Source organism: Pseudomonas sp. KBW05 (assembly GCF_003852405.1).
Taxonomy (GTDB): Bacteria; Pseudomonadota; Gammaproteobacteria; order Pseudomonadales; family Pseudomonadaceae; genus Aquipseudomonas.
In genome coordinates this window covers 40,207-63,212 of the sequence record NZ_QAJM01000032.1, presented here as the reverse complement: position 1 = coordinate 63,212, position 23,006 = coordinate 40,207, and the positions used below count along the sequence as shown (strand labels likewise).

General features: G+C 59.7%; 24 protein-coding genes. 10 read left to right on the top strand and 14 right to left on the bottom strand.

Translation table 11 applies throughout. The features are described 5' to 3' along the window. Position 1: 1 nt before the first annotated feature. Complete coding sequence (locus DBR46_RS25210; RefSeq protein WP_124528407.1) at positions 2 to 610, bottom strand: LysE family translocator; 609 nt, start codon at positions 608 to 610, stop codon at positions 2 to 4. Between the two features lie 145 nt (positions 611 to 755). Here DBR46_RS25210 and DBR46_RS25205 point away from each other — a divergent pair, with 145 nt between their 5' ends. After that, on the top strand, positions 756 to 1,130 hold the full coding sequence (locus DBR46_RS25205) for a GFA family protein (protein ID WP_124528406.1): 375 nt from the start codon (positions 756 to 758) through the stop codon (positions 1,128 to 1,130). A gap of 188 nt (positions 1,131 to 1,318) precedes the next feature. Here DBR46_RS25205 and DBR46_RS25200 read toward each other — a convergent pair whose 3' ends face one another. From DBR46_RS25200 to DBR46_RS25170, 7 genes are read right to left on the bottom strand one after another with little or no spacing between them, the layout of a single operon-like run. Next, positions 1,319 to 2,638 (bottom strand): OprD family porin, encoded by a 1,320-nt coding sequence (locus DBR46_RS25200; RefSeq protein WP_124528405.1) that lies wholly within the window; start codon positions 2,636 to 2,638, stop codon positions 1,319 to 1,321. Positions 2,639 to 2,645: 7 nt separating this feature from the next. Beyond that, positions 2,646 to 3,479, bottom strand: coding sequence for a phosphodiesterase (locus tag DBR46_RS25195; protein ID WP_124528447.1), 834 nt, complete (start codon positions 3,477 to 3,479; stop codon positions 2,646 to 2,648). Positions 3,480 to 3,488: 9 nt separating this feature from the next. Continuing rightward, positions 3,489 to 4,520 carry an ABC transporter ATP-binding protein gene (locus DBR46_RS25190; protein WP_124528404.1) on the bottom strand — a complete coding sequence of 344 codons (1,032 nt, stop codon included), beginning with the start codon at positions 4,518 to 4,520 and terminating at the stop codon, positions 3,489 to 3,491. Continuing rightward, positions 4,517 to 5,311, bottom strand: a complete 795-nt coding sequence (locus DBR46_RS25185) for an ABC transporter permease (RefSeq protein WP_124528403.1) — start codon at positions 5,309 to 5,311, stop codon at positions 4,517 to 4,519. Before DBR46_RS25185 ends, DBR46_RS25190 begins: the two co-directional genes overlap by 4 nt. After that, the gene (locus DBR46_RS25180) at positions 5,308 to 6,126 is read right to left on the bottom strand and encodes an iron ABC transporter permease (RefSeq protein ID WP_124528402.1); all 819 of its coding nucleotides are present in this window, start codon (positions 6,124 to 6,126) and stop codon (positions 5,308 to 5,310) included. The genes DBR46_RS25185 and DBR46_RS25180 overlap by 4 nt, the downstream gene beginning before the upstream one ends. Continuing rightward, a complete protein-coding gene (locus DBR46_RS25175; protein ID WP_124528401.1) occupies positions 6,127 to 7,131 on the bottom strand; it encodes an ABC transporter substrate-binding protein in 1,005 nt (334 codons plus the stop codon). Continuing rightward, entirely contained in the window at positions 7,115 to 8,134 is a 1,020-nt protein-coding gene (locus DBR46_RS25170) for a LacI family DNA-binding transcriptional regulator (protein WP_124528400.1), read from the bottom strand. Before DBR46_RS25170 ends, DBR46_RS25175 begins: the two co-directional genes overlap by 17 nt. A 355-nt stretch (positions 8,135 to 8,489) precedes the next feature. Here DBR46_RS25170 and DBR46_RS25165 point away from each other — a divergent pair, with 355 nt between their 5' ends. Together DBR46_RS25165 and DBR46_RS25160 are read left to right on the top strand one after the other, a co-directional pair. Next, entirely contained in the window at positions 8,490 to 9,587 is a 1,098-nt protein-coding gene (locus DBR46_RS25165; protein ID WP_124528399.1) for a carboxynorspermidine decarboxylase, read from the top strand. Positions 9,588 to 9,615: 28 nt separating this feature from the next. Next, positions 9,616 to 10,860 carry a saccharopine dehydrogenase family protein gene (locus DBR46_RS25160; protein ID WP_026137074.1) on the top strand — a complete coding sequence of 415 codons (1,245 nt, stop codon included), beginning with the start codon at positions 9,616 to 9,618 and terminating at the stop codon, positions 10,858 to 10,860. A 227-nt stretch (positions 10,861 to 11,087) separates the two neighbouring features. On the opposite strand, the gene DBR46_RS25155 is transcribed toward DBR46_RS25160, so the two are convergent. Next, positions 11,088 to 11,867, bottom strand: a complete 780-nt coding sequence (locus DBR46_RS25155; protein ID WP_124528398.1) for an IclR family transcriptional regulator — start codon at positions 11,865 to 11,867, stop codon at positions 11,088 to 11,090. A gap of 215 nt (positions 11,868 to 12,082) precedes the next feature. On the opposite strand from DBR46_RS25155, the gene DBR46_RS25150 reads away from it, so the two are divergent. The 4 genes from DBR46_RS25150 to DBR46_RS25135 are packed head-to-tail and all read left to right on the top strand — an operon-like array spanning position 12,083 to position 15,544. After that, positions 12,083 to 12,865 (top strand): ABC transporter substrate-binding protein, encoded by a 783-nt coding sequence (locus DBR46_RS25150; RefSeq protein WP_124528397.1) that lies wholly within the window; start codon positions 12,083 to 12,085, stop codon positions 12,863 to 12,865. Beyond that, on the top strand, positions 12,862 to 13,530 hold the full coding sequence (locus DBR46_RS25145) for an amino acid ABC transporter permease (protein WP_124528396.1): 669 nt from the start codon (positions 12,862 to 12,864) through the stop codon (positions 13,528 to 13,530). Before DBR46_RS25150 ends, DBR46_RS25145 begins: the two co-directional genes overlap by 4 nt. Next, complete coding sequence (locus tag DBR46_RS25140; protein ID WP_124528395.1) at positions 13,527 to 14,279, top strand: amino acid ABC transporter ATP-binding protein; 753 nt, start codon at positions 13,527 to 13,529, stop codon at positions 14,277 to 14,279. Before DBR46_RS25145 ends, DBR46_RS25140 begins: the two co-directional genes overlap by 4 nt. Further along, on the top strand, positions 14,276 to 15,544 hold the full coding sequence (locus DBR46_RS25135; protein WP_124528394.1) for an FAD-binding oxidoreductase: 1,269 nt from the start codon (positions 14,276 to 14,278) through the stop codon (positions 15,542 to 15,544). Before DBR46_RS25140 ends, DBR46_RS25135 begins: the two co-directional genes overlap by 4 nt. 78 nt (positions 15,545 to 15,622) lie before the next feature. Here the strand turns inward: DBR46_RS25135 and DBR46_RS25130 are convergent, their stop codons facing one another. From DBR46_RS25130 to DBR46_RS25120, 3 genes are read right to left on the bottom strand one after another with little or no spacing between them, the layout of a single operon-like run. Further along, positions 15,623 to 17,299, bottom strand: coding sequence for an amidohydrolase (locus tag DBR46_RS25130; protein WP_124528393.1), 1,677 nt, complete (start codon positions 17,297 to 17,299; stop codon positions 15,623 to 15,625). Between the two features lie 46 nt (positions 17,300 to 17,345). Next, a complete protein-coding gene (locus DBR46_RS25125; RefSeq protein WP_124528392.1) occupies positions 17,346 to 18,281 on the bottom strand; it encodes a lysine exporter LysO family protein in 936 nt (311 codons plus the stop codon). Between the two features lie 2 nt (positions 18,282 to 18,283). Next, a complete protein-coding gene (locus DBR46_RS25120) occupies positions 18,284 to 19,054 on the bottom strand; it encodes a 2OG-Fe dioxygenase family protein (protein WP_124528391.1) in 771 nt (256 codons plus the stop codon). 457 nt (positions 19,055 to 19,511) lie between these two features. Between DBR46_RS25120 and DBR46_RS25115 the strand changes: the two genes are divergently transcribed. From DBR46_RS25115 to mddA, 3 genes are all read left to right on the top strand, one after another. Further along, a complete protein-coding gene (locus DBR46_RS25115; RefSeq protein ID WP_124528390.1) occupies positions 19,512 to 19,751 on the top strand; it encodes a DUF6124 family protein in 240 nt (79 codons plus the stop codon). 245 nt (positions 19,752 to 19,996) lie between these two features. After that, positions 19,997 to 20,500 (top strand): signal peptidase II, encoded by a 504-nt coding sequence (locus tag DBR46_RS25110; RefSeq protein ID WP_124528389.1) that lies wholly within the window; start codon positions 19,997 to 19,999, stop codon positions 20,498 to 20,500. A gap of 124 nt (positions 20,501 to 20,624) precedes the next feature. Further along, positions 20,625 to 21,416, top strand: coding sequence for a methanethiol S-methyltransferase (mddA, locus tag DBR46_RS25105; protein ID WP_124528388.1), 792 nt, complete (start codon positions 20,625 to 20,627; stop codon positions 21,414 to 21,416). 68 nt (positions 21,417 to 21,484) lie between these two features. On the opposite strand, the gene glsB is transcribed toward mddA, so the two are convergent. Both glsB and DBR46_RS25095 read right to left on the bottom strand, forming a co-directional pair. Then, entirely contained in the window at positions 21,485 to 22,393 is a 909-nt protein-coding gene (gene glsB / locus DBR46_RS25100; protein WP_124528387.1) for a glutaminase B, read from the bottom strand. A gap of 111 nt (positions 22,394 to 22,504) precedes the next feature. Further along, positions 22,505 to 22,915, bottom strand: a complete 411-nt coding sequence (locus DBR46_RS25095; protein ID WP_124528386.1) for a hypothetical protein — start codon at positions 22,913 to 22,915, stop codon at positions 22,505 to 22,507. Positions 22,916 to 23,006: the final 91 nt, after the last annotated feature.

Below are 23,006 nucleotides of genomic sequence, written 5' to 3'. Positions count from 1 at the left end.
CTCATGTTGAGAGCCAGTGGACATAGAACGCGTGAAACATGAAATACGCACACACCGCCAGCGCCACCCCCATGCAGCGGTTGAACAGCGTAAACGCCGACGTGCCGTTGATCCGCCGCCCCAGCACTGCGCCGAGCATCGCGTAAATCCATGGCGCACCGAACGCGCCAAAGGCCAGCACCGCCGAAACCAACGCAATGGACACCCCGGTGATATGCGCTGCGGGGAGCATCACACTGGTGATCGGCAACACCGCCATGATGCCCTTGGGGTTGAGCAACTGGATCACCAGGCCGTTCCAGAACGTAAGGGTTTTGACGGGCACGGTTGAAGCCGTTTCATCCACCACCGTGCGCGCCGTGAACACTTGATAGGCGAGATACAGCGTGTACACGCCGCCAATCAGCGAGATGTACGGCAACGCCGCCTGGGAAATGATCGCCTCGCCGGTGTAGCCAAACAGCACAAACAACAGCAGCATCGCGCAGCCCACACCGATGAAAAATCCGGTGGAGCGGCGGAACTGGCCGGTGAGCCCGGCGTTGAGGCCCATGAAGTTCACGGGACCAGGGCTGTACATGACGCTGAAGGCGTAGAGGAAGATGTCCATGGAAAACCTGCAGTAGAGGAAGTGTGGCGAGTCTACTGAGGGGGGTTGGGGGGATTCTTGTACGTTTGTGGTACGCCCTTAACGGGAGCAAGCTTCCTCGCCACGGGTATAGTGTTTACCTGCCCCTTTCAGGATCGATACCAACATGGATGCCGTTACCCAAGGCAGTTGCCTCTGTGGCGCAGTCACCTATCAAGTCACTGCACCGCTCAAGGCCGTTACCCACTGCCATTGCCGCAAATGCCAGAAAAGCCATGGCGCTGCGTTTGCCAGTTACGCCAGTGCGCCGCGATCAGCCGTCAGCATCCGGGCTGTTGCAGATGCGCTGAAAAGCTATGAATCCTCACCGGGTGTCACTCGCCAGTTTTGCCGGGTGTGCGGGTCATCGTTGTTCTGGCAGGACGCCAAGGGGCTATATCCAGAGTGGGTTTCGATTGCGCTGGGTACGCTCGACACGCCGCTTGTCCCGCTGAAACAGGCGCACAGCTGCATTGAGTCGAAGGCGGTATGGGCTGAATGAAGATCAAAGGTGGCTGTTAGCGTCTGGGGATCCTCAGCCGAGCACTTTCTACCCATACACACCGCTGAAAATGTGGGAGCTGGCTTGCCTGCGATGACGGACTGCCAGTCGATATTGCTTTGACTGATCCACCGCTATCGCAGGCAAGCCAGCTCCCACAAGGATCAACACCGCCTGTGGAGACCTGGTTACATCAACGGGATCGAGTAGTTCACAAACACCCGATTCTGATCCTGGTCCCGCGCCACTTCACTGCGTGACACGCCATTGCGCCAGCCAAACCCGACGTTCTTGAACGTGCCACTCTGCACCACGTAGTCCAGGGCAATATCCCGTTCCCACTCGCTGGCATCCTTGCCACTGGCGGTGCGGATGTTGTCGCCCTTGAGGTACATCATCGACGCCTTCAAACCCGGCACGCCGAGTGCAGCAAAGTCGTAGGCGTATTGGGCGAAGGCCGTACGCTCGCCAGCCTGGATAAAGGTCTGCACGGTACGGTCGGTGTAGAGGTACAGGCTGGAACCGCCCTCCCCTTTGTTCACCAGGCCACCCTGGTTGAGCTGGGCGAAGTTGCTGTCGTCCGACACCTGCTGGTAGCCGGCGGTGATCGCGTGCGGGCCCAGGGAGTAGATGAATGCCGCACTCCAGGTGTTGTTGTCGATTTCACCGTTGCCGTTCTTGGTATAGCCGCCGAGCTTGTAACCCTCGGCACGCCCGGCGGCCGTGCTGTTTTTACCGTCGGAGGTGGTCTTGAAGTAGCGCAGGTCGGTCTTCAACGAGCCGTAGTCACCCAGCGGCAATACGTGGATCAGCCCGGCAAAGTGCTGCTGGTAATAGTCTTCAAGGTTGGCGTAGTAATACTGGACCAGCAGGTCCTTGTTCACCTGGTAGTCGGCACCCGCGTAGTTGAACTTGTTGCTTTCCTGGGGCCCGCCCGCCGCTGCCAGGCCGCTGCGGTCGCTGGAGCCACGACCCGTGGTGTGTTGCAGCTGGCCGCCGATCAGGGTCAGGTTGTCGATGTCTTTGCTGGTGATTTGCCCGCCTTCAAAGGATTGCGGCAACAGGCGGCCGTCGTTGCTCACCAGGATCGGCAGGTTCGGGCGCAGGTAGCCGTAGCGCAATTCGCTCTTGGCAAAACGCGCCTTGGCCGTGGCGCCGCCACGGGCCCAGTTGTCGGTAGCCTTGCCGTCTTCGTTGGGGATCATCGAGCTGCCAACGTGGCGGCCGGCGCCGCTGTCGAGGGTGATGCCGAGCATGCCCACCGCATCCAGACCAAAGCCGACGGTGCCGTCGGTAAAGCCCGATTGGTAGTTAAGGATAAAGGCCTGGCCCCACTCTTCAGTCTTCGACGGCGCGGCGGTGCCGTCGCGGTTGTCGTTGTTGAAGTAGAAGTTGCGCATGCTCAGGTTGGCTTTGCTGTCGCTCAGGAAATCCGCCGACGCCAAAGGGCTCAGGGCAATGCCCAGGCCGCCGGTCAATACGCTTAACATATTCAAAGTGGCTTTCATCACAACCTCAGTCAATTAATCCATGGGCGTCATAAAACGGGTACGGCCCCGGGTAGTCCCCGAATACGCCGTTGTGGCTGATCAAACCCTGCTGCGCCTGCCAGCGATGCAACAGATAGCCCGCCGGCTCCAAATTGAAATGCGCGGGCGCCGCTTCTTGTAAATCGAGGACGATCTGGTGCGAGGTGCCGGGGCACACACAACTCAGGCTGCCGCCGAAACGCCGCTGCATCGGCCGGTGCAAGTGCCCGCACAACAGGCGCTCGACCTGTGGATGGCGGGCGACCACGTGCTCCAGCGCAGCCGCGTTGATGAACGGCTCGCGGTCCATATGGCCGATGCCGCTGATAAACGGTGGGTGATGCAGGATCAGCAAGGTCGGTGCGTCAGGCCGCAGCGCCAATTGCGCATCCAGCCAGTGCAACTGGCTGTCCAGCAACTGCCCGCCGTGGCCGCCGGGGATGGTGGAATCCAGGCCGATCAGGCGCAGTGGATGGTCGTCCACCACCCAATCCAGCGGGCCGTCTGCCGAGGCCGGCAAGTAGGGGTGGTCACGGAACGCCTCGAGCAACGGCCCGCGCGTGTCGTGGTTGCCCGGCACCAAGTAGCACGGCATGTGCAGGCGCGCGAGTTCGGGGTGCAGCACGGCGTATTCATCGGCGCGGCCGAAGTCCACCAGGTCGCCGCTGATCACCACGATATCGGGGCGCGGCTGGCTGGCATTCAGATGGTCGACGGCACGGCGCAAGGCGCCCAGGGTATCGACCACACCGTAGGTGAGGCGCTGGCCGGCTTTCAGGTGCAGGTCGCTGATCTGCGCAACGAGGAACGGACGATTCAACATAGATTCTCAAGCATTCAGGGTGAACAACATGTGCGGCGCAATCGCCAGGGCAATCGGCGCGCCGACGGCGTACAACTGGTTGTCGCTGCTGTCCACCAGCAGCGGTTGCGGGCCGCCCACATCCACCAGTAGGCGGCTTTGCGCGCCCTGGAAAAACTGCGCGACGAGATGCCCGTGCAGGTGCCCTTCGCTCTCCATCACCCGCAGGTGTTCCGGGCGGCAGTACAGGGTGTTGGGCAGGCTCGCTTCGTGCCACGGCAACTCGCCGCCGCAGACTTTCAAGCCGTGGGCTGACGGCGCGATCACCGCGAAGGCATTAAGGTTGCCGACGAAGCCTGCGACAAAGGTGTTGGCCGGCTTCTGGTAGATGTCGCGCGGGCTCGCCAACTGGGCGACCCGGCCTTGCTCCATCACCAGGATGCGATCACCGAGGGCCATGGCTTCGCCCTGGTCGTGGGTGACGAACACCGAGGTGATGCCCAGCCCGCGCAGCAGCTCATTGAGCTCACTGCGCAGGCGTTCACGCAGTTGCGCATCGAGGGCCGCCAGCGGTTCATCCAGCAGCAACACTTTAGGGCGCGGCGCCAGGGCGCGGGCCAGTGCCACGCGTTGGCGCTGGCCGCCGGACAATTCATGGATGCTGCGCCGGCCGTGATCCTGCAAGCCCACCAGTTCCAGCAATTCATCGCAGCGCTGGTTGCGCGCCTGCACGGGCACGCCGCGAATCTTCAAGCCGTAGACGATATTCCCCGCCACATCCAGGTTGGGAAACAGCGCGTAGTTCTGGAACACCATGCCCACGTCGCGGCGCTCGATAGGCAGGCGTGTCACGTCCTGATCACCAAAAAACACCTGGCCCACATCCGGGCGTTCCAGGCCGGCAATCAGGCGCAAGGTGGTGGTCTTGCCACACCCGGACGGGCCGAGAATGGCCAGGGTTTCGCCGCCTTCGACGGTGAGGTTCAAGTCATGCACGGCCACGGTGCCGTCGGCGAATGCCTTGCGACAGCCTTGCAGGCGGATAGTGATAGCGGTCATCGACGCTCTCCACGGGACAAACGGGCGCTGATGGCCTGCAACGCAATCAGCAGCGGCACGATCATCAGCAAAAAGATAAGGGTGTAGGCACTGGCGATTTCCAGGCGCGCCGAGGCGTAGCTGTCGGCCAGGCCCACGGGCAAGGTCTTGGTCATCGGCGTATGGAGCATCCAGGTCAGGTTGAATTCACCCAGGGACAGGGTCACCACCATCAGCACACCGGCGAGAATCCCCGCGCGGCAGTTGGGCACCACCACACTGAAAAAACGCTTGATGGGACCCGCGCCGAGGCTGGCCGCCGCCTCCTCCAGCACCGGCAGTTGCTGGCGTTGCATCACCGCCATGACCGGGCGCACCAGGAACGGCAAGGTGAACAGCACATGGCCAACAAGGATGAACAACCAACTGCTGCGAAAGCCGCCGAACTGGCCGTAAGTCAGCAACAGTGCCAACGCACTGGCCAGGCCCGGCATGGCCACCGGCAGCACCATCAACTCTTCAAAGGCACGACTGAAGCGATTGTTCATGCGCACCAGGGCGTAGGCCGCCGGCACGCCAATCACGCAGACGCACACCGCGCAGGCCAGGGCCAGTTGCAGCGACAACCACACCGTCGGCGAGTAGGCCTGCCACACCTGGATCAACCAGTCGAAGGTCAGGCCGCTGGACACGCCGACGAAGAAGTTGCGGGTCAACCCGGCCAGCAGCGACATCAATACCGGTACCAACATGAAGGCGCACACCAGCAAGGTGAACAGCAGTTGCAGCACGAACAACGATGAGCGCTTCACAGGACGGTCCCCGCGTTTTTCACCAGGCGCCGGGTGAGCAGCAGCACCGCCCAGGTCAGCGCGCCGAGCACCACCGACAGCGCGGCCGCAACGGCGAAGTTGGCGTAGTTGGTGAACACGTTGTAGATCGCCACCGGGGTGACGTTGAGGCGCGTGCCCAAGGTGAACGCCGTACCAAAGGCGCCCATGGACGTGGCAAAACAGATCGCCCCGCAGGAGGCCAACGCCGGCGCCAGACCCGGCACGATTACGTCGCACACCACCCGCCAGTGCCCGGCACCGAGGGAATGCGCGGCTTCTTCCAGGCTGCGGTCGAGGCTTTCACAGGCGGCCATCACGGTGAGGATCACCCGGGGGATCGAGAAGTACAGGTAGCCGACAAACAGCCCGGCCAGCGAGTAGGCAAAGATCCAGCGTTCACCGGCCAGTTGCAGGCCCAGTGACGCGAACAAGCCCTGGCGCCCTGCCAACAGAATCACCAGGAAGCCCACCACCACACCCGGGAATGCCAGGGGAAAAGTCAGCAGCGCGACCAACGCCGAGCGCCCAAAGAACTGCTGACGCGCGAGGAACACGCCGCTGATGCCACCCACCAACAACGCGGCAAGCGTGACAAACACCGCCAGCGCGCAGGTTTGCGCGAGGCTGCCCAGGTACTGCGCGCTGCTGAGCACTTGCCAGTAGCCGCTGCCGTTGCTGTCGCGGCTCTCGGCACCCAGCAGCACCAGGTGCGCCAGCGGCAGCAGCCAGAACGCGAGCAGCACCGCAAAGGCCGGGGCCAGCGCCCAGGCCGCCTGTTTTGCCGATGCAGCCACTTACTTGACCTCGTTCAGGTAACGGGCGGCGAACGCTTCCTGCACGGCGGCCATTTTTTCGTAATCCACCACGCCGGCGCGGGCGTAGTCGCTGTCGGGGAGGAACTGCGCGGCGACCTCGGCCGGCATCTCTACCGGACGCACTGGACGCAGGTAGGCCTTGGCCCACAGTGCCTGGCCTTGATCCGAGAGGACGAAATCGAGGACCTTCTCGGCATTGGCGCGGTGCGGCGCGTTGGCCACTGCGCTCATCACGTAGGGCACGCTGATGCTGCCTTCCTTGGGGATCACGAAGGCGACGTTGGCGTTGTCCTTGTAGCGCGCGCGGTAGGCGTTGAAGTCGTAGTCCACGAGGATCGGCAACTCACCGGACAGCACCCGCGCATAAGCGGTTTGCTTGGGCACGATGGGCGCGTTTTTCGCCAGCTTCTGGAAGTAATCGATGGCCGGGGCGAAGTTGTCCAGGTCGCCGCCCAGGGCGCGGTTGATCGCCACCGCCGACACGTAGCCGACGAACGCGCTGGACGGGTCGAGATAACCGACCATGCCTTTGTATTCAGGCTTGAGCAGGTCGGCCCAGCTTTGCGGCACCGGCAGGCCGCCGAGGGCATCGACGTTGACCATGATGCCCAGGGTGCCGGAGTGGATCGCGAACCAGTGGCCGGCCGGGTCTTTCAAGCCCGCAGGGATCTGTTCGAAGCCCTTGGGCTTGTAGGTGCCGACCACCTCGGCTTTTTGCGCTTGCAGGCCGAAGGTCACGCCGTAGTAGACAACGTCGGCCACCGGTGCGGCCTTCTCGGCGACCAGTTGCGCCAGGGATTGGCCGGAGTTCTTGTTGTCCAGCGGCACTTGCACGCCGGTGCTGGCGGCGATGGCCTTGAGCTGGGTGCCCCAGTCGGCCCAGTCCGGCGGGCAGTTGTAGCAGATTGCGGTGTCGGCGGCCTGGGCCAGGCTGGCCGCGCCGCACAGCAGCACGGCGGCCAGGGTTTTACTGAATGCGCGCATCAGAGCTCTCCTCACGGGGTTGAGTACTTTCACCTGGCCGGATGTGGCAAGGCAGGCAATGGGAAATCGGTTCGTTGCCGGCGATCTGTGCCAGCAGTTGGTCAATCACCGTGCTGGCGAGCAGCGCGATGGGTTGCACCACGCTGCACAGCGTCGGGTGCATCTGGGTGCCGAGGCTGATGCCGTCGAAGCCCATCACCGAGAGCTGCTCGGGGACATTCCAGGCGTTGCGGCGCAGCTCGGCGATCAGGCTGATGGCCAAGAAATCGTTGGAGCACACCAGCGCGGTGGGCGCGTCGGGGCCTTGCAGAGACGGTGCGATGGCGGCGAATTCGGCCTGGGTATGGGCCGGCATCTCGATCACCGGGCGTGCGTCGAGGCCGTACTCGTGCATCGCATCGCAGTAGCCGGCGTAGCGCAGGCGCGCACGGTCCGATTGCAACGCGGGCCCTGCGACCATGCTGATGCGCCGGTGGCCGGCGTCCAGCAGATAACGGGTGGCCAAGGCCATGCCGGCGCGGTTGTCCACCGACACGGCACTGTAGTTGGGGTTGCCCGGTTGGTGATAAGCCAGCACGAACGGCGTTTGTTCGGTGTTCAGGCTGCTGAGCACCGCGTTGCTTTCGGCGTCGGTGACCGTCAGCACCAAGCCATCCACGCGTTGGCGCAGCAGCTCTTCCACCACGATGCTTTCGCGTTCGCTGTTGTAGTCGGTGGTGGCCAGCACCAGGCTGTAGCCACGGGAACGCGCGGCGCGCTCCATGGCCTGGAACTGCTCGGCGAACACCGGGTTGAGCAGATTGGGCACCACCACACCGATCAACTGGGTGGTTTGCAGGCGCAGTTGACGGCCCAGCAGATTGGGCCGGAACCCCAACTCACGGGCGGCGGCGAACACCTGCTCGCGGGTCGTCGGGCGCACCTGGTCCGGCGAAGCAAAAGCCCGGGCGGCGGTGGCACGGGATACACCGGCCAGTCGGGCAACGTCTTTCAGGTCAGTCATTGTCACTCGCTTGAGATCGATCTCATTGGCGAGGACAGTAGCGGGGGAATGTGGCAGTTCGGCGGTAAGCAGATGACAGTTTGAAGGCACTTGACCTGATACACACAGATCAAAATGTGGGAGCGGGCTTGCTCGCGAAAGCGGTGTGTCAGCCAGCCTATTCAATACTGACCCACCGCTTTCGCGAGCAAGCCCGCTCCCACAATGGTTCGGGGTATGGCCATAGATGGTCATACTCGGCAGCTATCATTAAAAACCAAGGGCAGCAAAATCCGCCCACTAACCTTCCGATTCGCCCCAAGTGCGGGCACAATGCGTGTCCTTTTTTGGCAGGCACCGCCGCAGGCTCTCAAAAATGATCAAAACGCCGTACTACCTCATCGATAAACAGAAGCTTCTGGTCAACATGCAGAAGATTGCTTACGTGCGCGAACAGTCCGGCGCCAAGGCCCTGCTGGCGCTCAAGTGCTTTGCCACATGGTCGGTGTTCGACCTGATGCAGCAATACATGGACGGCACCACCTCGTCGTCGCTGTACGAGCTGAAGCTGGGCCGCCAGAAGTTCGCCGGTGAAGCGCACGCCTACAGCGTGGCCTGGGCCGACGACGAAATCGAAGAGATGCTGGAGAACTGCGACAAGATCATCTTCAACTCCATCAGCCAATTGCAGCGTTTTGCCGAGCGTTCCGAAGGCAAGACCCGTGGCCTGCGTGTGAACCCGCAGGTGAGCAGCTCCGACTACCTGCTGGCCGACCCGGCACGTCCATTCAGCCGCCTGGGCGAATGGGACCCGATGAAGATCGAAGGCGTGATCGACCAGATCTCAGGCTTCATGTTCCACAACAACTGCGAGAACGGCGATTTCAGCCTGTTCGACAAAATGCTCGGCACCATCGAAGAACGCTTCGGCGCGCTGCTGCATAAAGTCGAGTGGGTCAGCCTCGGCGGCGGTATCCACTTCACCGGCGAAGACTATGCGGTGGATGCGTTCTGCGCGCGCTTGAAAGCCTTCTCCGAGAAGTACGGCGTACAGGTCTACCTGGAACCCGGCGAAGCGGCGATCACCAACAGCGCCTCCCTGGAAGTCACCGTGCTCGACACCCTCTACAACGGCAAGAACCTCGCCGTGGTAGACAGCTCCATCGAAGCCCACCTGCTGGACCTGCTGATCTATCGCCTCAACGCCAAGCTGGCGCCGAGCGATGGCGAACACACCGTGATGGTGTGCGGCAAATCCTGCCTGGCCGGGGACATCTTCGGTGAGTACCAATTTGATCGTCCGCTGGCCATCGGCGATCGGCTGTCGTTCATCGACACCGCGGGCTACACCATGGTCAAGAAAAATTGGTTCAACGGCCTGAAAATGCCGTCCATCGTAGTGAAACAACTCGACGGTACTGTCGAAGTGGTTCGTGAATTTGGTTACGACGACTACCTGTCCAGCCTTTCGTAAGCTGGCGGATATAGGAGAAAGAAAGCAATTGAAAAAGAACGTTCTTATCATTGGTGCAGGAGGTGTCGCCAAGGTGGTGGCCCACAAGTGCGCGCAGCACAACGACGAACTCGGTCGTATTGCTATCGCGTCGCGCAACATCTCCAAATGCCAGGCCATCATCGACAGCGTCAAGGCCAAGGGTAGCCTCAAAGTACCCGCAGAGATCCAAGCCTTCGCGCTGAACGCCCTGGACGTGGAAGCGACCAAGGCCCTGATCCGCGAGACCGAATCGCAGATCGTCATCAACGTCGGTTCCTCGTTCCTCAACATGTCGGTACTGCGTGCCTGCATCGACACGGGCGTGGCTTACCTCGACACTGCCATCCACGAAGAGCCGGGCAAGGTCTGCGAGACCCCGCCGTGGTACGGCAACTACGAGTGGAACCACCTGGAAGAGTGCAAACAGAAGAACATCACCGCCATCCTTGGCGTGGGCTTCGACCCGGGTGTCGTCAACGCGTACGCCGCGCTGGCGCAGCAACAGCATTTCGACCGCATTGACTCCATCGACATCCTCGACGTCAATGCCGGCTCCCATGGCAAATACTTCGCCACCAATTTCGACCCGGAAATCAACTTCCGCGAGTTCACCGGACAGGTGTGGAGCTGGCAGAACAGCCAGTGGACCAGCAACACCATGTTCGAAGTCAAACGCACCGATGACCTCCCGGTCGTCGGTTCGCAGAACCTGTACCTGACCGGCCACGATGAAGTGCACTCGCTGTCGAAAAACCTCGACGTGCCCAACGTGCGTTTCTGGATGAGCTTCGGCGAACACTACATCAACGTGTTCACCGTCCTGAACAAGCTCGGCCTGCTCTCCGAAAAACCGGTCACCACCGCCGAAGGCCTGGAAGTGGTGCCATTGAAACTGGTCAAGGCCGTACTGCCCGACCCATCTTCGCTGGCGCCCGGCTACACCGGCAAGACCTGCATCGGCGACCTGGTCAAAGGCACCAAGGACGGCAAGGCGCGTGAGGTGTTCATCTACAACGTAGCTGACCACGAAGAAGCATTCGCCGAAACCGACAGCCAGGGCATCTCCTACACCGCAGGCGTTCCTCCAGTAGCCGCCGCGCTGCTGGTCGCCCGTGGCGAGTGGGACGTGCAACGCATGGCCAACGTGGAAGAACTGCCGGCTGAGCCGTTCCTCAAGGCGCTGGACGTGATGGGCCTGCCGACTCGGATCAAGGACGAGCACGGTGATCGTGCCTGGGATGCGATTGCCTGATAGGCGATAGCGACCCGAACAAAAAAATGCGCCCTTAGGGGCGCATTTTTTGTTGGGGTCAAACACACATCTCAAACCCAATGAAATTCCAAATGTGGGAGCGGGCTTGCTCGCGAATACGGTGGGTCAGAAAAGAATAGGCTGACTGACACACCGCATTCGCGAGCAAGTCGAATCGTCGCACCGCCGCTCCCACAGGGGGTCTCTAGTGAACTTGAAATAGCGGGTTATTCCAGGTTCCGCGCCGAATTACTCAGCGCCCTCGAACACTGCAACAACGCCGGCGCCAACTGCCGTTCCGCATCCGCCCTGCTCCACCGACTGGTCGGCGCCACCACATGCACCGCCGCCACCGGCCGTCCATTCGCACCCAGTACCGGCGCACCGATGGTCATGTCGCCCAGGAACAACTCCTGGCCATTCACCGCATAGCCTTGTTCGCGCACCAGTTGCAGCGACTCCAGAATCTGCTCGACGTCCGTCAGCGTCAGGCTGGTGTGGGCAATGCGCTGGCTGTTCTCGATCAGCACCAACGCTTCATCCACCGGCAACGCGCTCAAATACGCCCGCCCCGACGCCGTGCAGTACATCGGCACCCGCGAGCCGATCGGCATATGCACCGGCACGAACCCTGAGCTAACAAACCGTGCGATGTAGGTCATGTCGTAGCCCGCAGGCTCGGTGAGGCACGAGGTCTCACCCGTCAGCCGCGTCAGTTCCGACAAAAACGGGTTGGCCACCTCGATCAACGAATGCGCATCCAGGTAACTGAAGCCCAACTCCAACACCCGGGGGGTGAGTTGGTAATGACGTGTGCGGGAGTGTTTCCGAAGGTAACCAAGGCTTTCGAGGGTAAACACCATGCGCTGGGCGGAGCTTTTGGTCATGCCGGCGGCCTCGGCCACCTCTGCAAGGCTCATGCTGCGGCGCTGTGCGCTGAATGCCTTGAGCACCGACAGGCCTTTTTCCAGGGATTGGTTGTGCAAGCTGTTGCGTTCTTCGGACATGGCGAACTCGCGGTTTGGTCGATCAGGCGTGGCGATATTTCTACCGTAAATCACAAAAATAGACCACTTAATATCGCATATCGATACGAATGGTTCATTTTGTCGATTTTCTATAGCGCTATACGATTTTTTATAATCGAAATGGCACAGAGCTTGCGGTTTCATCGTCAGCCGCTTGCGGTACTGACGATCCGTTTTCCTTCTGGAGTAACCCGATGAACAGTCTTTCGCCCTTGTTTCGCCGCCTCGCCTTCGCCGTATGCGCCACCCTGTGTGCCAGCGCCGTGCACGCAGAGAGTGCGTCCTCGTACAAAGTCGGTGCAACGGCCAGCGGTTCGCCGTTTACCTTCCTCCATATCAAGAGCAACAGCATTCAAGGGGTAATGGTCGATGTGGCGGAGGCCGTGGGCAAAGCAGGCGGCTTTACCAGCCAGATCGAACAGACCAACTTCGCCGCGCTGATCCCCTCCCTCACCTCCGGCAAGCTGGACTTCATTTCCGCCGGCATGCTCAAGACCGAGGAACGCACCAAGGTCGTGGATTTCAGCGCACCGGTGTACGCCTACGGTGAAGGCCTGATCGTCAATGCCGACGACAACACCACTTACCCAGACCTGGTCCCGCTCAAGGACCAGATCGTCGGCGTACAGGCCGGCACGGTGTTCTACGACCAACTGAACAAGCTCGGCATCTTCAAGGAAATCCGCACCTACGACTCCATCGGCGAGATGGTCCGCGACCTATCCCTGGGCCGCATCAAGGCCGCCGTGGGTGACCAGCCGGTGGTGGCCTACCAGATCCGCCAGAAGCTGTTCAAAGGCGTGAAACTGGCCACCGACTACCAGCCCACCAACGTTGGCGAAGTTTGCCTGGTAGTGCGCAAGGGCGATTCGCAAACCCTGGAGCGCCTGAACACCGCCATCGTCACCATCAAGGCTGACGGCACCCTGGATAGCATCCTCAAGAAGTGGGGGCTTGATACCCAGGTGCGCCCATGAACCTCACCGAGTTCCTGCAAAACGCCCATGACTTCTTGCCGATCCTGCTGCAAGGCGCCTGGGTGACGATCCAGATCACCGTGCTGTCGTTCCTGCTCAGCAGTGCCATCGGCCTGGTGCTAGCGCTGCTCAAACTGTCGCCGATCCGGGCGCTGTCGTGGACGGCCAGTACCATCATCAACGTGATCCGTGGCCTGCCGATCATTGTGCAGCTGTTCTACATCTACTTCGTGCTACCGGACATGGGCGTGCACCTCACCGCCTTCTACGCAGGCGTGATCGGCATGGGTATCGCCTACTCGGCATACCAGGCGGAGAACTTCCGCACCGGCATCATCGCCGTGGAGCAGGGCCAGCGTGAGGCCGCTGAGGCGCTGGGCATGCGCTCGGCGTTGATGATGCGCCGGGTGATCCTGCCTCAGGCGTTTCGCATCGCCCTGCCGCCCTACGGCAACACCCTGGTGATGATGCTCAAGGACTCGTCCCTGGTCTCCACCATTACCGTGGCGGAGATGACCCGCCAGGGCCAACTGATCGCCTCGTCCACCTTCCAGAACATGACCGTCTACACCCTGGTCGCCCTGCTCTACCTGCTGATGAGCCTGCCGCTGGTGTATGGCCTGCGTCGCATGGAACAGCACCTGGGCCGGAGGAGAAAAGCATGATCGAGATACGCCAACTGCAAAAACACTACGGCAGCCACCGCGTGCTACACGGTGTTGACCTGGACGTGGCCAAGGGCGAAGTGGTGTGCCTGATCGGCCCCTCAGGCTCGGGCAAATCCACCCTGCTACGCTGCATCAACGCGCTGGAAGCCTACGATGGCGGCGCCATTACCGTGTTCGGCGAAACGGTGCAGCGCGGCAGTAAAAACGTGCACGCCCTGCGCAGCCGATTGGGCATGGTGTTCCAGCGTTTCAACCTGTTCCCCCACCGCACCGTGCTGGAAAACGTGATGGAAGGCCCGGTGTACGTCAAAGGCGAGCCGCCCAAACAGGCACGCGAAGAAGCCCTGGAACTGCTGGAAAAAGTCGGCCTGAGCGCCAAGGCCGACGCCTACCCGGAACAGCTCTCCGGCGGCCAGCAACAGCGGGTGGCCATCGCCCGCGCCCTGGCGATGAAACCCGAGGCCATGCTGTTCGACGAGCCCACCTCGGCCCTCGACCCGGAACTGGTGGGCGACGTGCTGGCGGTAATGCGTACCCTCGCCGATGAAGGCATGACCATGATCGTGGTCACCCACGAAATGGGCTTTGCCCGCGAAGTGGCCGACCGCGTGTGCTTCCTGCACGGCGGCTACATCGTCGAAAGCGGCCCGGCCGAGCAAGTACTGGGCAACCCGCAGCAACCGCGCACCCAGGACTTCCTGCGGCGCGTACTGCACCCTACTGGCGATACGCGGAGCCTGTCATGAGTTCGTTGTGGTCAGCGACCGCGCCAGCAGCCGTGCCAACGCCGGCGCTGGGTGAGTCGGTGAAGGTGGATGTGGCGATTGTCGGCGCGGGCTATACCGGCTTGTCCACGGCGCTGCACTTGGCCGAGCGCGGCGTGAGTGTGTGCGTTCTGGAAGCGAATGAGCCGGGCTGGGGTGCATCAGGCCGTAATGGTGGGCAGGTCAACCCGACGCTTAAATACGACCCGGAACAACTGGTGCAAATGTACGGGCCGGAGCGTGCCGAACCGTTGATTTCGACCGTGTCGAATTCGGCGGACTTGGTGTTCAAGCTGATCGAAAAACACCGCATCGATTGCGCGCCGGTACGCAGGGGCTGGATGCAGGTGTCGTACACCGAAAAAGGCGTGGCCGGGTTGCACGCGCGGGCTGAGCAATGGGCGCGACGCGGTGTGCCGGTGCAGTCATTGGACGCATCAGCGGTGGCCTCGCGCATGGGCAGCGAGGCGTTTGCCGGCGGTTGGCTGGATGGCCGCGCCGGCGCAATTCAACCGTTGGCCTATGCCCGTGGGTTGGTGGCGGCGGCATTGGCGGCGGGTGTGCGGATTTATGGCCAGAGCCCGGTGAGCGGGTTGCAGCGCCAAGCTTCGGGTTGGCAGTTGATCACGGCCAGTGGCGCTCAAGTGAGCGCCGATCAAGTGGTGTTGGCCACCAATGGCTACAGCGGCAATCTGTGGCCGGGGATGGCCCAGAGCATATTGGCAGCCAACAGCTTTATCGTCGCAACCAAGCCTCTGACCGGGCTCGCCGCCGAGAGCATCTTGGCAGGCCAGGAAACGGTGTCCACTGCACAGCGCCTGTTGCTGTACTTTCGCAAGGACAGCCATGGGCGCTTGTTGATGGGTGGACGCGGGCTGTTCAACGACCCCACCGAGCCTGCAGATTTCGCCCATCTTGAGCGCTCCCTGGCGCTGCTGTTCCCGCAACTGGGGCCGCTGGAGTTTGAGTACCGCTGGGCTGGGCGTATCGCAATCACGCGGGACTTCATGCCCCATGTCCACGAACCGGCGCCGGGGCTGACCTTGGCACTGGGTTGCAATGGCCGCGGGATCGCCTTGTGCACCAGCCTGGGCCAGCAACTGGCCGGGCGGTTGTGTGACAGCAGCGCTGACTTTGCCTATCCGGTGACACTGTTGCAACGCTTGCCGATGCATGGGTTGCAGCGGTTTTATATTGGAGCGGGGGTGGCGTGGTACAGCCTGTTGGATCGACTGAATGTGAACTGACTCCAGCCTTCCCGAACATCCCAAAACACAGCAGGGTTATGAATTAAAAGCTGAAAGTGGCGGTTGGCGCTTGAGCCATCAGTCACTGGACTGATAGACCTGCTTACCGCCTACCCAGGTTTGGAGGACGCGTGTCCTCCAGAGCTGCGCTGGGCTCACATGAAAAATATCCTGATCGATAAGAATGAAGTCCGCCCATTTTCCTGGTTCAAGGCTACCTTGGGTGGTTTCCTGATGCCCTGCGTAGGCTGCATCCAGTGTGAACGCCCGAAATGCTTCAAGGAGAGTCATGGCCTGCTCGGGGTACCACCCTCCAATCGGAATGCCATTTTGGTTTGCTCGTACGACAGCAGCATGTAGGCCGTAGAACGGATTTGAGGACTCAACCGGGAAATCCGAGCCCGCAGCAACTTTCGTACCTTGATTCAGCAGGGAACGCCAGGCATAGGCGCCCTTTATACGTTCCGTACCGATCCGGTCCTCCGCCATATTCATGTCGCTGGTAGCGTGGATAGGCTGCATCGACGCAATAAGGTCCAGATCCACAAAGCGCGCAATATCTGGCATAGCGATGACCTGACTATGTTCAATACGGTTGCGCAGCTCCCGTCCACCGACGTTGGCAAAGGCGTACTCGAAACTATCCAAAACTTGGCTGATAGCCGCATCCCCAATGCCGTGCACATTTACTTGGAAACCGGACTTCAGAGCCGTCTCAATTTTGTTTTGCATCTCCTGCTGGCTATCAAAAAGCAAACCTTTATTAGCTGGATCATCCGAGTACCCCGTAAACAGGGACGCACCACGACTTCCCAGTGCACCGTCGGCATAGAGTTTTACACTGCGCACGGTAAGACGGTCATCGCCATACCCAACCAATGGGCCTCGCTTGGAGAACGCTTGGAAATCCTCCCCAATACCACCAATCATCCCGTAGACACGCAATGGGAGGCGTCCTTGGTCGGCGAAACGACTTAGAATACTAAACGTCTGGCTGTCGATACCCGCATCATGAACGGACGTCAAACCTTGTGCGCTGAGGTGTTCCAACGCTGATTGCAGTTCAACCTCGCGGTCCCTCTCACTTAGCTTTGGAATAATGCTGGTGACCAACGCCATTGCGGCATCGACCAATACCCCTGTCGGAGCACCCTGCACGTCCCTCTCAATACGCCCACGTTTTGGGTCTGGCGTTTTTTTGGTGATACCTGCAAGTTGCATCGCCTTGGTGTTAGCCCAACCAGCGTGAGCGTCTACGCGTGTGAGCCACACTGGCCTATCGCTCACGACCGTGTCGATTTCAGCTGCTGTGGGAAACCGACCTAACTCCCATACGACTTGATTCCATCCTGATCCCGTGAGCCATGTTTCGCCCGGCCTCGCCCTGGCGAACTCACTGATTGCCTCTTGTGCACTGCCCAATGTCTGTGCGCGACTTAAATCGATACTACGCAATGACTCCCCCAACCATTTGATATGGCCGTGCGCATCAGTTAGACCAGGTAACAGGACATTGCCCTTACCATCTATACGAGTTGCCAGTGAAGAATCGGCGAGCAGCTCGGCCGCCTTTCCGACCGAAATGACTTTGCCTGCGCTATCGAAAGCGAGCGCGTCAAACCGTAGCAGACCACCGGCCACCAGCGTGTAGCCACGTACATTTTCAATGATCGTTGGGTGAGACCAGGCGTTCCCGATTTTGGTAAAGAGCGGAAAACAGAGAATTAGAATGGCGCAAAAAAATTTCAATACCATGCGTTTGCTCCAGTAATCCCTCGCACAAAAAACCACGAGGAGCGTGTCAGGCGGTAAGAAAGAATGTGATGAAAAAGGGAGCAAGAAGGGTCAGGATGAAACCGCTCACTAGTGCTATTGGTAACACCTCAGTACTGCATGCCTGGCGCACAACGGGTAACGTAGAGTCCAACGCTGTAGCGCCGGCGGCTGCAATGCCAACCCGCGGCCAGTGGCGGCCAAAGAGATACAGTAAAACGATCGAAATCAATTCACGACCTAGATCCACAAGCAATGCGATTGCGCCATGGGTCTCGCCAGACAGAGCTCCAATCATGACGCTCGAAAGCGTGAACCATCCAAACCCTGTCGATAGCGCTAACAGCACGCGAAGGTCTTCACCCGTAATGAAATGGACCGAATAGGCGCCCAATATCGAACCCATCACGACAACGAGCGGCACACTCAGCGCTCTCCATGAAACCCAGTTCCGCCCGAGTTTGACGCTCGACAAATCGAGCCCCACCAGAAAGATCAACACCATTAACAGATAGTGGCTAGACGGAAGCCACCGCTTTGCGTCGGTATATTCAATGTGTGTAATCGCCAGGTTGAACAATACCCCCAAGGCGACCATCGACAGCGCAATCAAACACTCCATTAACGGCTTAACCAGTGCATGCGTATCAAACGGGAGGCGACCATCAATTTGCCTAACGACAAATCCTCTGCGCCTATAGCTGACAAGCCCCAGCAGCAAGCATGGAAAAGCCGTGGAAAAGAGCGTGACGAGCAATGATATTTTCAGCACGTACTCCATCACGCCCAATGAAGAAACGATTTCTCCAAACTCAGCGCCCACCAAAAAAAGCAACGCCCAGACCAGGGGACTAATCAAACGGACCAACCGATAAATGATCGTCTTAGAGAATAAGATTTTTCCTAATAAGAAACCCAACCCCAAGACTATTGAAATAGGCAGCACCGCATTCAATGCCTGCATTTTTATAGCCTCTGGACAGTTGGCGAGAAGTCGATCAAAACAATGCAGCGCTCCGTCGCCTCTTCGCACTTATCATCACGCTTTATAATTGGGCTTACGTAATGCGAAACTTTCGGGTCATGCACGACAAAACTTTCTAAGGTCTCAAAAAGAGTAAATCTCGCAAGGATTTGATCAACGGGAGCCTCCTCCAATCGCGTATTTCGGATGCTTGTCGTGCCAATAAAGTTTTCACCGCCCATCATGTTTTGGGAACGGTGAATCAGGTGCGCGAATGTGAATGGCTCTCCATCCTGATGAAAATAATCCGGAGAACTGACTCCTGGATCGCTCGGTCCAGAGGACGTAAGTTTTACGAAGTGCACACCGAAATAGACAGGCAGCTGCTGGCCATCGCGGGGCCAGAACGTAAGTGAAAAATCCTCCTCGATCAGTGCCCGCAGGATGGCGTTACTTCTCACCGACTCGCTTAGCGCATGAAAATACCGAACACTTAAATGATCGGGATTATTACTTCCCTGGTCATAACCTGTGCGCCGTTCACCGGTATCACTTTCAACGATAGGCAACCAATGACCTGTTTTATTCTCCCAAGGAAGAATGACGCCATTGCCATACCTGCGGAATCTACGCCCCCCCACTGGGGCGTATTCATCCCGCTCTAACCGATCAAATTCCTGCCGTAACCCTGCAAGATCTTCGACCCTATACGACTCACTCACCCGCGGCATGTAGTGCTCATATCCGTCTTCGGCTAATACAGGACGAGACATAGTGATTCCTCCCTGATTGATGCTGACCAAAATAGGTAAACATCCTTGGGAGACGCAAGATGGAGGATGGTCAACGGGAAACGTCTTACAGCGATTTAGGACCGTCAAACGACAGTCTTTTTTCGTATGTGCGCATGCCTTTCAGTATTTCCGGCTCCAGGACATTTCCGACAAAGGTTTCAGGTTGTCCCTCGGAACTTCGCTGACTAACCTCCTCGCCGTCGCTGCCAATTCAGCGGCCGGATTTGACCGTCCGACCTTGTTAACGAACTGCTACGCCCTGCACCCGACTTAGGCGTTTTTTTGTGCCTGAGGTATTGTGTCGCGGCAGTTGTGCGCGGGATACCTTCGGGTATGCCGGGTTCGTTGACAACCGGTCGGTCAACCCGCGTACAGCTGCCACCCTCTTCGTTTGACCGCGAACGCTGGCGGCTCCACTTGTCGACGGAGTTCCACCATGATCAAAGACAGTCCAAATCCCCCCGCAACCCCCTTCACCGTCCGCCCCGACCTGGGCACTGAAACCCTGCTGGCCAATGCCGCGCAAGACCTGGCCTGCCTCAACGACATCGCCGCCCATCTTGCCTTTGAAGTCGATGGCGCCCAACGCAACGTAGCGCTGGGTATCTGCCGCATGCTTGAAGGTGTGCAACTGTTGGTGGATAAGGCTCTGGACCAGGCTCATCCGGTGGCCTGATCGCACAACAATCTCGAAATCAATAAAGCCCAACTGTGGGAGCTGGCTTGCCTGCGATAGCGGTCTTCCAGTACCGGATGTGCTGGCTAACACACTGTTATCGCAGGCAAGCCAGCTCCCACATTGGATTTGCGGTGCCCGGGGTATTTCATCTTCCACCCGAGACAACCTGCGCGTAGACGACAGGAGGCGCCTGGGCTATCTTCGCGCGCACTCCCGACAGACCCGGAACAGGAAGTTACCGCTTGAGCACGTCGCCCCTCCTGCGAGGCCGCACCTTCGCCCTCCTCGCTGGCATCGCCTTTATTGCCGTGGACCAACTCGTCAAATTGCTGGCCCTGGCATCCCTGCACGCCCAGAGCTTCAAGATCGGCTCCACCCCGTTCAACCTGGCACTGGAATTGAGCCTGAACCCGGGCGCATTCCTCAGCCTCGGCGCCGCATTGCCGCCACAGGTCAAGCAGCTGATTTTTATCGTCGGCGTGGCCGTCGTGGTGGCGTGGGCAATGTGGTGGTCCCTGTCCAACTGGAACCAACCTTTGCGTAAAGTCTTGCCGCTTTATGCGATCGCCCTGGGCGGGATCGCCAACCTGATCGATCGCGTCTTTCGCGACGGCCACGTGGTTGACTACATGGTGCTGAACCTCGGCCCAACGCACACCGGCGTGTTCAACATCGCGGATATCGCGATCACTGCCGGGGCGTTGTGGTTGATGGTGGATCTGTTTATGAAGCCGCGCAAAGTCTAGCGATTACACCCCCTAGGGATCTGTGTACCCAGGTAGCTGAATCCTCAAACCCCGCTAACCTTGACAGGGCGAGAGTTCAATCATCGATTGGCTTCCCCCTCACCATGTGCGAAAGGATTCGTCCATGAACCTGCAAAAAACCGCGAACGGCCATCCTGCACGTATTGCCGGGCTGGTCTTCAGCACCTGCTGTTATCTGACTTTTCTATTCGCGTTTTTCTACTTGATAGGGTTCGTAGGCGGTGTCGTCGTACCCAAGCACATCAACTCCGGCCCCCTCATCGGTTGGCCTCTGGCAGTCCTGATCAACTGCTTGCTGATGCTGTTATTCGGCGCCCAGCATTCGGTGATGGCGCGTAAAAGTTTCAAGCGTTGGTTGACGACATTCGTCCCGCCCGTTGCCGAGCGCTCGACCTACGTGTTGCTCAGCAGCCTGGTGCTCGTGCTGATGTTCTGGTTGTGGCAGCCGATCACATTCACCGTCTGGCAGGTTGAGGCGGCTTGGGCCAGGGTGCTGCTGACCGGCCTGTTTTGGCTGGGCTGGGTGGTTGTCTTCGTGGCAACGTTGCTGATAAGCCATTTCGAACTCTTTGGCCTCAAGCAGGCCATTGATCGTTGGCGTGGCACAGCACAACCGTCACCCATATTCAGGACACCGTCGCTCTACCGGATCGTTCGCCACCCCTTGTACCTAGGGTTTCTGATCGCCTTCTGGGCAACGCCACACATGACCGCCGGCCACCTGTTGTTTGCTGTGGGGCTGACGACCTACATCTTTGTGGGTGCCTACTTTGAAGAGAAGGATCTTGAGGCGCTGTTCGGCGAGCAGTATCGGCAGTACAAGCAATCGGTCGGCATGGTTTTACCGTGGTCGAATGTCCGGCCTGCACCACGGAAAAAGAAGCCTCAATCTTGATGTGGGAGCTGGCTTGCCAGCTCCCACATGGGATGTGCGGTGCTCGGGCTATTTCACGTGCCGATTTATCAAAACACCGACCACCCAATCCGCTCACTCAACAACTCCAACGCCTTGATCCCCGCCAGCGAATTCCCCGCCGCATTCAACTCCGGCGACCACACGCACACCGTAAACTGCCCCGGCACCACCGCGACGATCCCGCCGCCCACGCCGCTCTTGCCCGGCAAGCCGACCCGATAGGCAAAATTCCCCGCCTCGTCATACAGCCCGCTGGTGGCCATGATCGAGTTGACCTGCTTGGTCTGGCGTGCCGTGAGGATCTGCTCGCCGCTGTGGGCACTCACGCCTTCGTTGGCGAGGAAGCTGAACGCCTTGGCCAGGTCCAGGCAGCTCATCTGCAACGCGCAGTAGTTGAAGTAGCTGTGCAGCACCGCATTCACGTCGTTATGGAAGTTGCCGAACGACTTCATCAGGTAGGCCATGGCCGCATTGCGCGCCCCATGTTGCGCTTCTGATTCCGCGACAACACTGTCCACCAGAATCTGCGGGTTACCCGACAGGCGCCGCACAAAATCCCGCATCGACAGAATCGGCACGGCGTAACGCGACTGATTGATATCGCAGATCACCAGCGCGCCAGCATTGATAAACGGATTGCGCGGCCGGCCGCGTTCAAATTCCAGCTGCACCAGCGAGTTGAAGGGCTGCCCGGAAGGTTCATGGCCCAAGCGTTCCCAGATGGTTTCGCCACCGTGGTCGATGGCCTGCACCAGGCTGAACACCTTGGAAATGCTCTGCACCGAAAACAACGTGTTGGCGTCGCCGGCACAGTAGGCGGCACCGTCGTTGCCGTACACGGCGATCCCCAATTGATCGGCCGGCACATCGGCCAGTGCGGGGATGTAGTCGGCCACTTTGCCGAGGCCGATCAATGGACGAACTTCGTCAAGGATCGACTCCAGCAACGCCTGCATGTCTTGTCCTGTCATCTGTCTTTGAATCGGTGATAAGCGGGGCGCGGAGGATACCTGATCTCAATGTAGGGAGGGAGCTTGCCCCCTCCCCACAACTGAGTATTTCCAGGCTTAGAAGTGCGCCACATCCGACACCTGCTCATCCAGCACATCCCGCGCCAAAGCCCAGGCGCGCTCCTTGGACTCCACCACCAACAGCGGATAGCCCCAGGCCTTGCCGAACATCACGGCAAACGGCTTGAGCGCCAACCGCTGCGCGGCGCTCGGCTCCACCTGGATCATGCCTTTGACGTACGCACGTAACGCCGGCTTGTTTTTCTTCATCCAGATCGAGGCTTGCTTGCGCTCTTCATGGGCGTGCTCGTGATTGTTTTCGTCCACGGATTTTTCGTGCAGCAGCACGAAGGCTTGTTGACGGGCCAACAGGCCTTCGAAGACCACGAAGGCATCTTCCGGCCCGCCTTCGTTAGGGGCGTCGAAGAAGATTTTGACCACTGGGAAGGTTGTGCTGTCGAGTCGCATGGCAAAGCTCCTTAATGAGAGTGACTCTCACTATAAGAGACAAACCCCTGGACGGCATTGCACAGAATAGCCAGACTATTTCGCAATTCAG

Excerpts from the sequence above, each read along its gene's own strand:
- DBR46_RS25210 (WP_124528407.1), bottom strand. The coding sequence starts at position 610 with ATGGACATCTTCCTCTACGCCTTCAGCGTCATGTACAGCCCTGGTCCC.
- DBR46_RS25205 (WP_124528406.1), top strand. The coding sequence starts at position 756 with ATGGATGCCGTTACCCAAGGCAGTTGCCTCTGTGGCGCAGTCACCTAT.
- DBR46_RS25200 (WP_124528405.1), bottom strand. The coding sequence starts at position 2,638 with ATGAAAGCCACTTTGAATATGTTAAGCGTATTGACCGGCGGCCTGGGC.
- DBR46_RS25190 (WP_124528404.1), bottom strand. The coding sequence starts at position 4,520 with ATGACCGCTATCACTATCCGCCTGCAAGGCTGTCGCAAGGCATTCGCC.
- DBR46_RS25175 (WP_124528401.1), bottom strand. The coding sequence starts at position 7,131 with ATGCGCGCATTCAGTAAAACCCTGGCCGCCGTGCTGCTGTGCGGCGCG.
- DBR46_RS25170 (WP_124528400.1), bottom strand. The coding sequence starts at position 8,134 with ATGACTGACCTGAAAGACGTTGCCCGACTGGCCGGTGTATCCCGTGCC.
- DBR46_RS25165 (WP_124528399.1), top strand. The coding sequence starts at position 8,490 with ATGATCAAAACGCCGTACTACCTCATCGATAAACAGAAGCTTCTGGTC.
- DBR46_RS25155 (WP_124528398.1), bottom strand. The coding sequence starts at position 11,867 with ATGTCCGAAGAACGCAACAGCTTGCACAACCAATCCCTGGAAAAAGGC.
- DBR46_RS25150 (WP_124528397.1), top strand. The coding sequence starts at position 12,083 with ATGAACAGTCTTTCGCCCTTGTTTCGCCGCCTCGCCTTCGCCGTATGC.
- DBR46_RS25145 (WP_124528396.1), top strand. The coding sequence starts at position 12,862 with ATGAACCTCACCGAGTTCCTGCAAAACGCCCATGACTTCTTGCCGATC.
- DBR46_RS25140 (WP_124528395.1), top strand. The coding sequence starts at position 13,527 with ATGATCGAGATACGCCAACTGCAAAAACACTACGGCAGCCACCGCGTG.
- DBR46_RS25135 (WP_124528394.1), top strand. The coding sequence starts at position 14,276 with ATGAGTTCGTTGTGGTCAGCGACCGCGCCAGCAGCCGTGCCAACGCCG.
- DBR46_RS25130 (WP_124528393.1), bottom strand. The coding sequence starts at position 17,299 with ATGGTATTGAAATTTTTTTGCGCCATTCTAATTCTCTGTTTTCCGCTC.
- DBR46_RS25125 (WP_124528392.1), bottom strand. The coding sequence starts at position 18,281 with ATGCAGGCATTGAATGCGGTGCTGCCTATTTCAATAGTCTTGGGGTTG.
- DBR46_RS25120 (WP_124528391.1), bottom strand. The coding sequence starts at position 19,054 with ATGTCTCGTCCTGTATTAGCCGAAGACGGATATGAGCACTACATGCCG.
- DBR46_RS25115 (WP_124528390.1), top strand. The coding sequence starts at position 19,512 with ATGATCAAAGACAGTCCAAATCCCCCCGCAACCCCCTTCACCGTCCGC.
- mddA (WP_124528388.1), top strand. The coding sequence starts at position 20,625 with ATGAACCTGCAAAAAACCGCGAACGGCCATCCTGCACGTATTGCCGGG.
- glsB (WP_124528387.1), bottom strand. The coding sequence starts at position 22,393 with ATGCAGGCGTTGCTGGAGTCGATCCTTGACGAAGTTCGTCCATTGATC.
- DBR46_RS25095 (WP_124528386.1), bottom strand. The coding sequence starts at position 22,915 with ATGCGACTCGACAGCACAACCTTCCCAGTGGTCAAAATCTTCTTCGAC.